The following is a 13,407-nucleotide window of genomic DNA, read 5'->3' as shown; positions in this document are numbered from 1 at the left end:
CAACAATTCAACCAGATACGCCGCCAACCTTCAAACCATTCAAACACCAGATTCAGTCATAGCTCCAAATATATGCCTATCATTGGTTAGAACGGGCACCCTAAACACACTCAAGGCCCTGTGTGATGATCTCTGAAGCTCTCAGATACCTATGCGCTGGGCTGACGGTAAATCTCATCTGTGGGAGTACTTATTAGACTATATGGCGCTGCACAGGCCCCTGATGCTTTTGGTAGTCAATACGTGTGACGCCCAGCGCGGTAGCAGGTCAGAAGGTTGACGTATCAACGCCCACTAAACTCTCTTGATATTCTCGCCACTCATCTTCGGTTAGCTCCGGCTCAACAAGTATGGATGGTATATAGTCTTTTGGGGCAACCATCGTTTCAGCATCACCTCTCTCGTACCAATAATAATGTACCTGCCTTTGAAGGTCAGCATACATACGTCTAAGTAAGTTTTCTTTTGCTAATTGCCCTCCAAGATAATGCTTCACGGTCACCGAATTATCACTACGATTGGACGCAAGGGACACGTCAGAGGCGGCGTAGCCGATAAGGTTCATATGTTCCGAAAAAGTGCGCCTTAAATCATGCATCGTCCAATAGGCCCAACCGTCCAACTCAGGGCGCTGCTTAAAACGCTCGAAAGGTTTGCGGAATGAATATTCAGTATACCCAAAAACTAAATCCTGCGATTCCCCCCTGTCGCCAAAGATACCATCTAGAAGGCCGACACGAGGAACATGGTGCGGCTTATGGTTCTTTTGAATATCCCCAGCAAACAAGATGGTCTGTGATGTTACATTTTCCCAAGTCAGCTTGAGGGCTTCATTCTTACGGACTCCTGTAAGGATACAGAACAAAACAACACGTGCGACAGGATGCTGGTATGTGGAAAAATAGCCATAAATGATGTAAATTTCATGAGCAGATAAGAACCGATTACGTGGCGCATCAACTGCCATGAGGTCTTTACGAGTAAGAAATGTAACTGGGTTTGGCTCTAAGCCATGATAATTTAAGGCAGCCCGAAGATTTCGCATCACTTTGTTACTGTAAGCAACTGAAAGTTTATCCAACAGCTTGTTGTACCTATTCGCAATCATCTGCCCACTAAGTTGACCCAGTGGAAGGTGCTCCCAATCCGAAAGACAACTAGAAAATGTAACACGGTAGTCCCTAATGGTACTGGCGGCCAACTTATGCCTCTTGGCTTCAATATAGTCAGTTACTGCCTGCCCTACAGTCTTAGGCGCTTGTTCAACCTCTTGTTTGTCAAAACGAGGGTCTACTCCCTTAAACGCTTGCAGCAACATGGATCGTGCATCCGATCTGGCATCATCCAGAGGCATTAAGTCTACTGACCCAATCTTTTGCCGGACCTTCCGCCCAGTCCCCTTAATACGAGTTTCACAAACGTAAGAAGCCTTCCCCTTAGCCGAAACCTCAATCCCGAATCCTGTAAGAGCCGTATCCCATATAAATGTACGAGTTCCGGTCCCATCTATGCTTGCGAGGGTTCTTTGCGTAATCTTTGTTTGCATGGTGCTCACCGCTGGTAGCCAACTGGTAGCCATGAGTCTGCAACAGATAGGCTCTGACTGATAGGTCAAAACAGCATTAAGACGTATTATAAGAGGTAAATGGTGCCCAGGGGCGGAATCGAACCACCGACACGAGGATTTTCAATCCACTGCTCTACCCCTGAGCTACCCGGGCACGGGACGGGTTTTAACCCTTGGGTATGGGCGTTTTAGGCGCGCTGTTCAGGACTGTCCAGACCCTTCTTTCATTTCCGCAAAATCGTTTGCCTCAGTGAAGTGGGCCGACAAATTCGGATAGCGTGTGACCTGCCCCCCGAAAGGTCCCTCACTTTAATGTAGAGTTTGCTCAACCTTTTAAGGAGCAAACAAATGTGACAGAGTCGTTTTACCGAAGCTCAGATTATCGGGATGATCAAAGAACAAGAAGCTGGGATGCCAACTGCTGAGGTGTGCCGCAGGCATGGCCTCAGTGCCGCGTCGTTCTACAAGTTCAAAGCCAAATACGGTGGCATGCACTGCACGACAGGGGTCGCGCAGCGATGTCCCGAGAGTGGACGTTTCTGACACCCACCGCCTTAAATCGCTGGATGATGAGAACGCTAAGCTGAAGCGCCTTTTGGCAGACACCATGTTGGACAATGTTGTGTTGAAAGATTTGCTTGAAAAAAACTTACGACACCTAATTTGCGACGGGCTGTAGCACGCAAGGCGATGCGGGATCACGAGAGGGGGCGTCGCGGATTTTGACGCGGAGCGCATCGAGGAAAACCCTTTCATCGTTTGCAAGCAAACGACTGCCGGGCAGTGGATCTATGCAATCACGCATGACCACGGACCTCGCCTTGCAGGTATTGCTGAGCGCAGTTTGGCGACCCAAGCCAAAGCAAAAGGTCATGATCCATTCCCCCTTTCATGGTTTGCAGGCAAACCGCTGCCGGGCAGTGGACCAAGGTTCACAGTTCACTAGGGTCAGGACCCATTAATTGATTGAGTTTGTCGCGTTGTGGTGATTCATAGTCTTCAATTGTAGGGGGATATTATGAGCAATTTGTATTGGCTGACTGAGGCGCAGATGGAGCGTCTCCGGCCGTACTTTCCAAAGAGCCGAGGTCGTGCTCGTGTGGATGACCGTCGTGTTTTGAGTAGCATTATCTTCATCAATCGCAATGGTTTAAGGTGGTGTGATGCACCTTCCGAGTATGGACCGCCGAAGACGCTATATAATCGATGGAAGCGCTGGAGTGATATGGGCATATTTGCCCAAATCTTGATGGGGCTGGCCGAGCAGGCCCCCGACAACAAAACCATCTCAATCCCCTCTCATCGAAACTGCGTTTCGACTGCCGGGCAGTGGACGCCACCTACCTCAAAGCACATCGTACGGCCGCCAGCCTGCGGTTAAAAAAGGGGGGCGAGGACGCCTGATCGGGTTGACCAAGGGCGGTATGAATACAAAGCTACATGCTGCCACAGACACCAGCGGACGACCAATCCGCCTCTTCATCACAGCAGGACAAGTCAGTGATTACACTGGTGCAGCCGCCTTGATGAATAATCTGCCTGAGGCTGACTGGCTCCTCGCTGACAGAGGGTACGATGCTGATTGGTTCCGTGAAACCCTTGTAGACAACGGCACAACGCCCTGCATCCCCGGTCGCAAGTCGCGCAAAAAGACCGTCAAGTACGACAAGCGCCGTTACAAACGACGCAACCGTATCGAGAGAATGTTCGGAAGGCTCAAAGATTGGCGTCGCGTCGCAACTCGCTACGACAGATCACCAACAGTCTTCCTCTCCGCAATCGCTCTCGCCGCAACCGTCATATTTTGGTTGTGAGTCCTGAGCCTAGCAAGGAGCGGCAATCGTTTCTCGGCAAACACAATCTGGACGCCAGCATGAGCCGACGCGGAAACTGCAATGACAATGCCGTGGCCGAGAGCTTCTTCCAACTCCTACAGCGTCGCGTGTCAGGCGGCGTACATACCTGACACGCGACGCTGCAAGGCAGGACGTGTTCGATTATATTGAGATGTTCTATAACCCGACAAGAAAGCACACCAACAACGGCATGCTGTCGCCAGTTGACTATGAAGCAGAACAGAAGGAAATGAACGAGGCAGGTGTCTAGGAAACTAGGGGCACCTCAATGCTGCAGATTGTGGGGGTCTTCTCCCGCTGATTAGTGTTTGAGGTCTGAAGGACCCAAATAGCTCGCAATTCGCGCAAACCGCGGATAACATTGGCGAGGCTGCGCGCTCGTTTGGGTTTTTCAGGATCTGTGATCACGGGATAGATAGTGATCTATTTGATGCAACCTACAAGGTAGCCGCCATACTCTTCGCACGGCCTGACGTAACGAAGCGGCTATATTACATTGGCAACAGTTCAAACCATCGCGGCTACGTCCCCTTTACCGAAAAAGGGAATACCCGGATGAAGTGAACCGCAGCTATGAGGCCTTTGACCTTGGGCTTGATCTGCCTTGTATTCATCCGGATACTCTTGCTGGCAAAATATTGCTGGGGCCAAACGTTTGGCCGATCTTGAACGGGTTTCAAGAAACGGTGGCAGAGTATCATACGAAGATCTCAACGCTCGGACAACTTGTTTGTTCGGCGTGTATAGGTTCAGGTGTTTTGAGACTCACACGACTTTGGCCTGAGTGATTCGAATGTACTCCATTGGTGTCTTGCCTTTCAAGGCATGATGAGGCCTGAATGTGTTGTATTTATTGACGGCTTTTCGAAGTTCAAACCGCATCGCTCCTATGCTGTCGGCAATGAGATCACGACATGCATAGAACTCTTCGCGGAAGGTGCGGTTACCGCGCTCGACACCACCGTTGTATTTTGGCCTTGCTGGCGGCAGCACAATGAGCGGGATCTCCATCTGTTCGCACGCTGTCTCAAAATCGGCCATAAACTCAGACCCGCCATCGACTTGAATTGAGATGATCTTATAGGGAGCTATTTCCACGAGTTCTTGCAAAAACCGTTTGGCAGAGCGTGCCGTGGCATTCGAATAAACTTGCGCGTGGATATGCTTGCTACACCTCTCCCAGGCTTGAAAGTGTTTGCACGTGACGCCGTTCTTTGTGGCAGTCATATGATCGATCTGCACACGCTCGCCAACCACAATATCTTTGTAATCCCTATATTTCCATCCCTTGGCATGCCCCTTGGAAAAATTACGCTTGCGCTTTTGGGGCGCAGATCTTGATCGTGTGATCAGGCCTTTTTTCCTTAGAAAGCTCAAAATGCGCCCCACGGTGCTATCGCTCATGGTTTGCTTTTTGTCGCGACGCAAGATGGCCCCTATTTTCTCCTTACCGTAGGTTTCATTGTCGCGGCGGGCCTCAAGCACCAATTGCTTTTCTGCCTCGCCCCACTGTGACTTGTTGCAGCGTTTGGGAGCCTTTGAAGGCGGTATGATTGCCTGCGCCAAAACCTTCAAAATACGCTTGTGACGGTAATATGTCGCGCGCGAGATGCCGACGAATTCAGCGCACTTTGATAGAGAAACGCCCTCTGTACGTAAGTCGTCCCATTGCCGAACCTGACCTTCGTATTTGATACGGTACACGTCCAAACATTCTTGTGTCCGCGCCCAAGCATAAAGTTTATAAACGTTCTTGTGCAGTCCGATGATTTGCATATTGGCCTCGTGAGCTGGTTTCTTTCAATTCTCAGTCTCCGAGGTCGCCTAAATCTTGGCAACAAAATTTTGTCTCACATCTATCTGAACTTATTCAGGCGTTGGAATTGCACCTCAAATTGCCGGCAGGTGCCATGACCGATCACACAAACGAGCCAGAGCCTCCAATGCTTAAGCCGCAATGATGTCTCATTTTATATTGCGACGGACCGTCAAGTGGGGCTGCTCACTTGCGCACCCCGTTGGATTTGAGACTGCCATGTTTATAAAGAGTTACTGATTGGGTTCCTGTCGTTGGCCCGGAAGTGATGGCTATGAGAGTGTCCGATCTTCAGTGTCTGAGTAATTTGGCCCATGCTTCCAAACCAAAGGAGAAGGCTTATTCCCTTTGCTCCGGCGGCACCTGATGTAGTGCGACGCGGCTTGCCAATCTACAATGTTCTAGTATTGTTCTACCTATGCCAGCCAGATGAAAAAACGACAAACCCATATCCCGCCCGGCGTTCGATGCCAGGTTTTCTGATAAGGAAGCGTGCTCGCATTCTCCGGCGGAACATCGTTGGCCTGAGGGCTTCATGTAGCCGTCCTGTGGCACCCTGCAGGGGCTGGCCGTAAAAGCGAAATCGCGCAACTTGGTGAATGTGCCGGTTGCGCCCCACAGTCACCCTCTCGGCAGATTGCAACGCAATCGCCTGCCGGGCAATGCATGGCAACGCGGATTAAATGAAAATACCAACCGGCCTCTCCGGCAGTATTTGCCACGCGGAACTGATTTATCTGTCCATTCTCAAGCAAAACTCAGCGCAATCGCCAGACAGTTGAACGAGCCCCCTCGCAAGACCTTGCAATATCACACACTAGCAGAGAGGTGCGCGGAGTGTGTTGCGTCGATCCGTCCAGACCGACCCGCACTGCGGACGTTAGCCCAAACGCGCCAAACGCTCTGCCAGCAATGCAAAGAACCCGTCTGCGTCGATGTCGCGCATAAATGTGCAATTGGGTGCGCGGTCTGTCACGCGCCACCAATCCGCTACGGTCATGCCCATTGTCAGCTCACTTTGCGTTTCAATTTCCACGTTGATGATGCGGCCGCTAAACAATTCGGGCTGGATCAGATAGGCGATCACGGTGGGGTCGTGCAGCGGTGCGCCGAGTGAGCCATATTTTTCCTTGTCAAAGCGTTCGAAAAAGTCGGTCCATTCGGCGGTCATGCGGCCCACGTCTGTTCCCATGGCGCGAAAGGCATCGACGCGGGCTTTGCTGGTCAGGGCTTTGTGGGTCATGTCCAGCGGCATCACGGTCAACGGCAGGCCGGACTTGAACACGATGTCGGCGGCGTGCGGATCAACGTAGATGTTGAATTCGGCGGTAGGGGTGATGTTGCCACCCTCAAAAAAACCACCCCCCATGAGAACGATTTCTGCAATTGCCGGTTTGATGTCGGGCGCGCGCTGTAGGGCCATTGCGATATTAGTCAGCGGGCCGAGCGGGCATAGGGTGACAGAGGCCAGCGGCGCGGCTCGAAGCGTGTCGATTATCCAATCCACCGCATGTTGGTCTTGTAGGGCCATTGTCGGCGGCGCCAGTTGCGGGCCGTCAAGGCCAGTTTTACCATGCACATGTTCTGCCGTGACCAGCGCGCGGTTGATTGGTCTGTCACAGCCCGCAAAGACTAAGGTGTCAGGAAAGCCCGCCAATTCGCAGATGATGCGGGCGTTCTTTTGGGTCAGGTCCAGCGGCACGTTGCCCGCCACGGCGGTGATGCCAAGGACCTTGAGTTCGGGGGAAGCCAATGCCAGCAGAATCGCCACGGCGTCGTCTTGGCCCGGGTCCGTGTCGATGATGATATTGCGTGCCATTTATTTCCCCTGCGATGCTGTGGCTATTCCTAGTCGTTGCGCGCGCGAAGGGAAAGGTGGGGTCTCTGGCTCATTGTCCCTGTCTTGCTTCGTCCAGTCATGGCTTCAAAAATATCCCGGGGGACGAAGCGAGGGCAGCGCCCCCTCGGGTTTAAACCTAGACGCGGCCGTGTTCCGCAAGGCGCGCATGCAGATGGGCGGTATCTGCGTGGCCAAGATCCAGCGCGAAGATATAGGCGTGCGTGAGGTAGAAACACGCGGCGTCCACCGATCCGGCCTGATCTGCGGCGGCAGTATAAAGCGTCACTAGGGCGGGTTTGTCACCGGATGCGTGTGCGGCGAGCAGCTGGGTGTCGAGGTCCGTCATGTGCCAGCTTGGGCGCCCATTTTTGCGGCAACCCAGTCGTGAAAGCAATGTGTCGGGCTGTCCATCGCTGGGGAGAAGCGGCCACCATCAAACCCGATCGCCGCGCGGCCTTTTTGCATGCCTTCAACGACGCCGATGTCTTCTTCAAAGACCTCTTTCCACTGGGCGGTGTTACGGGTCCGCAGCGCAGCGTCGGTGTCCGGCGATGCGTAATAGATGTGGACGTGTTCGATGGTGTGGTTTGTATCGATGGGTTCTAATAAAATCGCATAGGCATGTTCGCGCTGCGCGGCGAGCAATACGTTGGGGTAAAGACAGACATATTCAGCACCCTCATCCCATTTGTCGGACAGGCCGGCAAAATCGGGGAACGTTGCGCCCTCGTCGCCGGTGAGTTGGCGGTAGACCAATGTACCTTGACCGCTGAACGCGCCCGTTCCTATTGCAGACCCTGTTTTCGACGCAGACCTCGCTCCCGAGGACGAGATTGGTTGTTCAATATGGTAGTGATCCTCAAGTCGGGAATAACTGTTCAGACCGGGGTGAATCCACGGCAGGTGATAGCTTTCGGCGTAGTTTTCCACCGCCAGCTTCCAGTTGCAGGTAACATCCAGCGCAAACGTGCTGTCTGCGCCGCCGTGATACATGGGCGCAGTGTGTTCATGCCAGCGTGCGATGAGGTCGGCGTTCACCACCTCGAATGCATCAGCGTCGCCGTCCAGATTGATGAACACCACGTCGCGCCAGATGTGGCTGCGCACTTCGATAAGACCGAGGTCGTCTTTGACAATTGCATCATGGGTGTTGTGACCGGGGCCGCCCACATGGGGGGTGGAGACAAGTGCGCCTTTGGTCGAATAGCACCACGAATGGTAGGGGCAGCGGATCGCGCCTTCGATTTTGCGCGCGCTGTCCACAAGGATCATGCCGCGATGCCGGCAGATGTTTTGGAATACCCGCACATCGCCGTTTTTGTCCCGTAGAAGCAACAGCGGAATGCCGAGGAACTCAAGCGGTTTAGCGTCGCCGTTTTCAGGGACGTCAGCCGCGACCGCAAAGCCAGCCCATGAGGCATGGAGCACTGCGCGGCTTTCGGATTTGAACACGTCCGGATCGGTGTAGTGGGCGTTTGGCAGCCCGTTGGCTGTTGCGACGGGGCGGCGAACCGATGAGAGATCGATTGGGGTTTGATATTGGGGCATGGCGGGTTCCTCTGCGCAGCGCTGGGTCAAATTTAACCCAATCAAGGCGGTTGATCTGGCTGGTGTGCGACACGGGCTTTTCTCACCGCGACATTGCTCGTGCCGCCTTAACGGGGCGCAGCGCGGCGCCAGGGGCGGCTTTGGGCGGCACATCGCCAAAAACCCGCGCTGGAATAAGCCGGGATTTGCGCAGTGGATCGTGTCGGCGTTGGTCCGCCGAAATAGAGGGGGCTAAACACGCGCCCCCTTGCGCAAAATCACGGCTCCTGCGCCTTGTGAGGACACCGGACATTGGCGCGGGTTAGCAAGTGTACGGGACGCAAACAAACGCGTTCTTTCATGTCCACAGGAGAGTTTATAATGTTGAAGATGACCAAACCAAGCACTGCAGTTTTTGCCCTGATCGCGCTGATTGCGGGCCCTGCAATGGCGCAAGACGCCGATCCGATGATCGACGTAAACGGTGACGGGTTTTACAGCTACCCCGAAATCGGATCGATGTACCCCGAGATCACCGATGTAGATTTCTCGGCGATGGATACGACAAGCGATGGCCTGCTCGATATGGCCGAAGTCATGGCGGCGCAGGACGCTGGACTGATGCCTATTGCAGAATAAGCCAAGGGCGCTGACGTCATAAGAATTGCGTGTCTAGGGCGGCAGATCGCTCCGCCGGCCTTTTATCGCGCATGCCCCCATGCACCCCCCAAGTGTGTGAGGACAGGTCCTCCGGTTTTCGTAACTGGGGGGCTTTTTTAATGGTCGATTTGGTGCAGACTGCCACGCAAGGGAGCACTGCAATGGCACCATCGGTTTATGACTACGTTCATGATTTGGAATTCAATGACCTGTCGCCTGAGGCAGTTGTGATGGCGAAACGGTTGGTGCTGGATCTGTACGGCGTGGCGCTGGGCGGGGCGCAGACGGAAATGTCACGCATCATTCGCGACCATGCGGCAGGTCATTTCGGGGGGCGTCACGCGCGCATGTTGCTGGACGGGCGGCGCGTTAGCGCGGCGGGGGCGGCATTGGCCGGCGGCATAACGATTGATGCGCTGGACGGGCACGACGGGCAAAAACTGACCAAGGGTCATGTGGGATGCGGGGTGTTTCCATCGGTGCTGGCCTTGATGGAGGCACAAGCCTGCGATGATCCGCGCGAAATGTTGACCGCATTGGTCGCAGGATATGAAATTGGCACGCGGGCCGGCATCGCGTTGCACCGAACGGCCAGTGACTACCACACATCCGGTGCGTGGATCGCGCTGGCCTGTGCGGCCCTTGGGGCGCGAGCCTTGGGGTTAACGCGGACGCAAACCCGCGAGGCGATCGGGATTGCCGAATATCACGGCCCCCGCAGCCAGATGATGCGCTGCATTGACCATCCCACGATGGTGAAAGACGGGTCCGGCTGGGGTGCCATGGCGGGGGTATCGGCGGCGTATCTTGCCGCAGACGGCTTTACGGGCGCACCGGCGATCACTGTGGACAGCGCTGATGTGGCCGATATTTGGGGTGATCTTGGAGCGCGGCACTACGTGTTTGAGCAATACATCAAACTGTATCCGGTGTGTCGTTGGGCGCAGCCGCCGCTTCAGGCAGTGCTGGGTTTGCGACAGGCACATGGGTTGGTCAGCGCCGATGTTGGCTACATTGAAGTCACGACGTTTCATCAATCTGTGCGCCTTGCCACGCGCCTGCCCAAAACCACCGAGGAGGCGCAATATTCGACGGCTTATCCAACGGCCGTGGCCATGGTGCATGGTCGTGTGGGGGCGCAAGAAGTGTCGCAGGCGGCGTTTGGTGACGCCGAAGTGCAGCGTTTGGCGGCGGGGATGATCTTTGCCGAGGACGAGGATTACAACGCAGCATTTCCAGCGCATCGCTTTGCCCATGTGACGCTGGTGTTGAGGGACGGTACGCGGTTGACGTCCGAGAGAACCGAGGCGCTGGGCGATCCCGAAGCGCCGCTGAGTGCGGCGGTTATGGGCTACAAATTTCACGGACTTGCGGATCAGATTATCGGGCGACAACGGGCGCGCGATGCTGTTGATATCATTGCTGATCTTGATGCTGAGGAGGGCAGTATGGCCGATCTCAACAGGATTTTATACATGCCGTGATGGTGCCGTCTGGGCGCGTAAAGGGCAGCGCTGACCTTTCGCCCACTCTGCAACGAACAGGGCGCCCGCAAAAGAGGGCGCCCTGTTGGCATTTTTAAACTGAATGAGCGACAAGAGCCCGTGCGAGGGTAGGGCGCGTACTAGATTTCCCCGCGCGACAGGGCCGCGACGCCCGTGCGGGCCATTTCGACCAGCCCGATGGGGCGCATAAGGTTGGCAAACGCGTCGATCTTCTCGCTCGTTCCGGTGATTTCAAACGTGAAGCTTTGCAGCGTGCTGTCGACCACGTTGGCGCGAAAGACATCAGCCAGTCGTAGCATTTCCATCCGGTCGTCGCCTTTGCCAGCCACCTTGAACAGGGCCAGTTCGCGTTCCACCGAACGTCCTTCGACTGTCAAATCATGCACTTCGCGAACCGTTACGATGCGACCGAGCTGTGCCGTGATCTGGTTGATCGTCTGGGGCGTGCCTGTGGTGACCACGGTGATGCGCGACAGATGGCCTGTGTGGTCAATCTCGGCGACGGTCAGGCTTTCGATGTTGTAGCCGCGCCCTGCGAACAGGCCGATGACACGGGCCAAAACACCGGGTTCATTTTCGACGATGACGGCCAGCGTGTGGCGTTCTTCGACATCCGAAAAAGTCGGGCGCAGGTTGTAGGCGGAGTGCGACGAGGCACCTTTTTTGAGACGGAGTGCGGACATGATGTATTCTTTCCTTTGAGGCTGGTGGTTCAAAATTCTCAACCAGAGTTTTTGCTAAAGTCCTTTGGAGGGGATTTAGACCAGCACACTTCCTTTCGCATCGATAACGCCTTGGGTATCAGCGTCGCCCAGCAGCATTTCGTTGTGGGCTTTGCCGGACGGGATCATCGGGAAGCAGTTTTCGTGCTTTGCGACCAGACAATCAAACACAACGGGTCCGTCGTGGTTCAGCATTTCCATGATTGCGTCGTCCAGATCGTCAGGGTCCGAACAGATTATACCTTTGGCGCCGAACGCTTCGGCCAGCTTTACAAAATCGGGCAGCGATTCTGACCAGCTGGAGGAATAGCGTTCACCGTGCAGCAATTCTTGCCACTGGCGCACCATGCCCAGACGTTCGTTGTTCAAGATAAACTGCTTGACGGGCAGGCGGTATTGCACCGCGGTTCCAAGTTCTTGCATATTCATCAGCCACGATGCTTCGCCTGCCACGTTGATGACCAAGGCATCTGGATGCGCCATTTGCACACCAATCGACGCCGGATGGCCGTAGCCCATGGTGCCCAGACCGCCGGAGGTCATCCACTGGTTGGGGTGTTCAAAGCCGAGATATTGCGCCGCCCACATCTGGTGCTGGCCCACTTCGGTGGTGATATAGCGATCCGCGCGATCCTTGGTCAGCGCCTCAAGCCGCGAGAGCGCGTATTGCGGCTTGATGATCTTGCCCTCTTGCTTGAACGACAAGCAGTCGACTTTGCGCCATTCCTTGATTTCTTCCCACCATTTGCCAACTTTTTCTGCGTTGGTTTTGCGGCCACGGGATTTCCAGACCTTCAATAGATCCTCAAGCACATGGGCGACGTCGCCGACGATGGCGATATCGGTTCGAATGACCTTGTTGATCGAACTCGGGTCGATGTCGATGTGCGCCTTGATCGAATTTGGCGAGAATTTATCCAGCACGCCGGTGATGCGGTCGTCAAAGCGCGCGCCAATATTGATCATCAGATCGCAATCGTGCATCGCCATGTTCGCCTCATACAGCCCGTGCATGCCCAACATTCCGAGCCAATTGTCGCCCGATGCCGGATAACAACCCAAACCCATCAGGGTCGAGGTGATCGGGAAATTCGTCGCGCCGACCAGTTCGCGCAGCAGTTGACTAGCCGCTGGGCCTGAGTTGATGACACCGCCGCCTGTATAAAATAGTGGCTTCTTGGCCTTTTCAATCGCGGCAACCAGATCGGTGATGCCAGCGATGTCGCCTTTGACCTGTGGTTGGTAATGCGATCTGGAGGGCTGCGGTTTGGTGTAGGTGCCATTGGCGAACTGCACGTCCTTGGGAATGTCGACCAGGACGGGGCCGGGGCGACCGGACATGGCGACGTGAAATGCCTCATGTATGACGCCAGCCAATTTGTCGGTCTCTTTGACCAGCCAGTTATGTTTGGTGCAGGCACGCGTGATGCCAACGGTGTCGGCTTCTTGGAACGCGTCCGACCCGATCATGAAGGTAGGGACCTGACCGGTCAGAACGACGATTGGAATCGAATCCAGCAGCGCATCTGTCAGGCCAGTGACCGCGTTTGTCGCGCCGGGGCCTGATGTGACCAGCGCAACACCGGGTTTGCCTGTGGATCGCGCATAGCCCTCGGCAGCGTGGACCGCGCCTTGCTCATGGCGCACAAGGATATGCTTGATCGAGTTTTGCTGAAAAATCTCGTCATAAATCGGCAGGACAGCGCCACCGGGGTAGCCAAAGACCGTATCAACGCCCTGATCTATCAGAGCTTTAACTACCATTTTCGCACCAGTCATGTGAGCAGACATTGTATTTTCCTTGTCTCAGCTTTTCGCGTGTTCGCGGTATCGTCGTTTGTGTGTCGTGTCGTTGTGTCCATCCGGACAAGCGTATCGCATAAAAAAGCCCCCGAAAATTCGGAGGCGCATAGG

At 54.7% G+C, this 13,407-nt stretch carries 10 protein-coding genes, 1 tRNA gene and 5 pseudogenes; 8 read left to right on the top strand and 8 right to left on the bottom strand.

Features of this window, described 5'->3' with window-relative positions; translation table 11 throughout:
- Positions 1–268: 268 nt before the first annotated feature.
- Entirely contained in the window at positions 269–1,546 is a 1,278-nt protein-coding gene (locus OA238_RS12820) for an integrase family protein (RefSeq protein WP_015495504.1), read from the bottom strand.
- Between the two features lie 100 nt (positions 1,547–1,646).
- Positions 1,647–1,721: transfer RNA gene (locus tag OA238_RS12815), tRNA-Phe, on the bottom strand.
- Positions 1,722–1,954: 233 nt separating this feature from the next.
- Between OA238_RS12815 and OA238_RS12810 the strand changes: the two are divergent.
- From OA238_RS12810 to OA238_RS35015, 4 genes and pseudogenes are all read left to right on the top strand, one after another.
- Positions 1,955–2,284, top strand: a pseudogene (locus OA238_RS12810) (transposase); the annotation flags it as partial.
- Positions 2,285–2,585: 301 nt separating this feature from the next.
- Positions 2,586–3,381: pseudogene (locus OA238_RS30185) on the top strand (IS5 family transposase).
- Positions 3,382–3,392: 11 nt separating this feature from the next.
- Positions 3,393–3,673: pseudogene (locus tag OA238_RS31250) on the top strand (IS3 family transposase); the annotation flags it as partial.
- Between the two features lie 65 nt (positions 3,674–3,738).
- On the top strand, positions 3,739–3,987 hold the full coding sequence (locus OA238_RS35015) for a 2-oxoglutarate and iron-dependent oxygenase domain-containing protein (RefSeq protein WP_083906879.1): 249 nt from the start codon (positions 3,739–3,741) through the stop codon (positions 3,985–3,987).
- 201 nt (positions 3,988–4,188) lie between these two features.
- Here the strand turns inward: OA238_RS35015 and OA238_RS12785 are convergent, their stop codons facing one another.
- Positions 4,189–5,199 carry an integrase core domain-containing protein gene (locus OA238_RS12785; RefSeq protein WP_015494941.1) on the bottom strand — a complete coding sequence of 337 codons (1,011 nt, stop codon included), beginning with the start codon at positions 5,197–5,199 and terminating at the stop codon, positions 4,189–4,191.
- A gap of 488 nt (positions 5,200–5,687) precedes the next feature.
- On the opposite strand from OA238_RS12785, the pseudogene OA238_RS31775 reads away from it, so the two are divergent.
- Positions 5,688–5,811: pseudogene (locus OA238_RS31775) on the top strand (IS1595 family transposase); the annotation flags it as partial.
- Between the two features lie 83 nt (positions 5,812–5,894).
- Positions 5,895–6,092: pseudogene (locus tag OA238_RS33790) on the top strand (transposase); the annotation flags it as partial.
- Between the two features lie 27 nt (positions 6,093–6,119).
- Here the strand turns inward: OA238_RS33790 and OA238_RS12780 are convergent.
- The 3 genes from OA238_RS12780 to OA238_RS12770 form a co-directional block, all read right to left on the bottom strand.
- Positions 6,120–7,058 (bottom strand): nucleoside hydrolase, encoded by a 939-nt coding sequence (locus tag OA238_RS12780; RefSeq protein ID WP_015495499.1) that lies wholly within the window; start codon positions 7,056–7,058, stop codon positions 6,120–6,122.
- A gap of 157 nt (positions 7,059–7,215) precedes the next feature.
- Entirely contained in the window at positions 7,216–7,425 is a 210-nt protein-coding gene (locus OA238_RS12775; RefSeq protein ID WP_044036770.1) for a hypothetical protein, read from the bottom strand.
- On the bottom strand, positions 7,422–8,627 hold the full coding sequence (locus tag OA238_RS12770; RefSeq protein ID WP_044036769.1) for an aromatic ring-hydroxylating oxygenase subunit alpha: 1,206 nt from the start codon (positions 8,625–8,627) through the stop codon (positions 7,422–7,424). Before OA238_RS12770 ends, OA238_RS12775 begins: the two co-directional genes overlap by 4 nt.
- Positions 8,628–8,987: 360 nt before the next feature.
- Between OA238_RS12770 and OA238_RS12760 the strand changes: the two genes are divergently transcribed.
- Together OA238_RS12760 and OA238_RS12755 are read left to right on the top strand one after the other, a co-directional pair.
- Positions 8,988–9,245, top strand: a complete 258-nt coding sequence (locus OA238_RS12760; RefSeq protein WP_015495497.1) for an EF-hand domain-containing protein — start codon at positions 8,988–8,990, stop codon at positions 9,243–9,245.
- Between the two features lie 182 nt (positions 9,246–9,427).
- Positions 9,428–10,750 carry an MmgE/PrpD family protein gene (locus OA238_RS12755; protein WP_044036767.1) on the top strand — a complete coding sequence of 441 codons (1,323 nt, stop codon included), beginning with the start codon at positions 9,428–9,430 and terminating at the stop codon, positions 10,748–10,750.
- A gap of 140 nt (positions 10,751–10,890) precedes the next feature.
- On the opposite strand, the gene ilvN is transcribed toward OA238_RS12755, so the two are convergent.
- Entirely contained in the window at positions 10,891–11,454 is a 564-nt protein-coding gene (gene ilvN / locus OA238_RS12750; RefSeq protein WP_015495495.1) for an acetolactate synthase small subunit, read from the bottom strand.
- Positions 11,455–11,529: 75 nt separating this feature from the next.
- Positions 11,530–13,284: an acetolactate synthase 3 large subunit gene (locus OA238_RS12745; protein WP_015495494.1), complete on the bottom strand. Its 1,755-nt coding sequence runs from the start codon at positions 13,282–13,284 to the stop codon at positions 11,530–11,532.
- Positions 13,285–13,407: the final 123 nt, after the last annotated feature.

The organism is Octadecabacter arcticus 238, from assembly GCF_000155735.2.
GTDB lineage: Bacteria > Pseudomonadota > Alphaproteobacteria > Rhodobacterales > Rhodobacteraceae > Octadecabacter > Octadecabacter arcticus.
Note: the sequence above shows the minus strand (reverse complement) of the source record. Positions and strands in the feature narration are given on the sequence as shown.

Bases quoted from the DNA above. Each gene is read 5' to 3' on its own strand.
- OA238_RS12820 (WP_015495504.1), bottom strand. From the start codon at position 1,546: ATGCAAACAAAGATTACGCAAAGAACCCTCGCAAGCATAGATGGGACC.
- OA238_RS12785 (WP_015494941.1), bottom strand. From the start codon at position 5,199: ATGCAAATCATCGGACTGCACAAGAACGTTTATAAACTTTATGCTTGG.
- OA238_RS12780 (WP_015495499.1), bottom strand. From the start codon at position 7,058: ATGGCACGCAATATCATCATCGACACGGACCCGGGCCAAGACGACGCC.
- OA238_RS12775 (WP_044036770.1), bottom strand. From the start codon at position 7,425: ATGACGGACCTCGACACCCAGCTGCTCGCCGCACACGCATCCGGTGAC.
- OA238_RS12770 (WP_044036769.1), bottom strand. From the start codon at position 8,627: ATGCCCCAATATCAAACCCCAATCGATCTCTCATCGGTTCGCCGCCCC.
- OA238_RS12760 (WP_015495497.1), top strand. From the start codon at position 8,988: ATGTTGAAGATGACCAAACCAAGCACTGCAGTTTTTGCCCTGATCGCG.
- OA238_RS12755 (WP_044036767.1), top strand. From the start codon at position 9,428: ATGGCACCATCGGTTTATGACTACGTTCATGATTTGGAATTCAATGAC.
- ilvN (WP_015495495.1), bottom strand. From the start codon at position 11,454: ATGTCCGCACTCCGTCTCAAAAAAGGTGCCTCGTCGCACTCCGCCTAC.
- OA238_RS12745 (WP_015495494.1), bottom strand. From the start codon at position 13,284: ATGTCTGCTCACATGACTGGTGCGAAAATGGTAGTTAAAGCTCTGATA.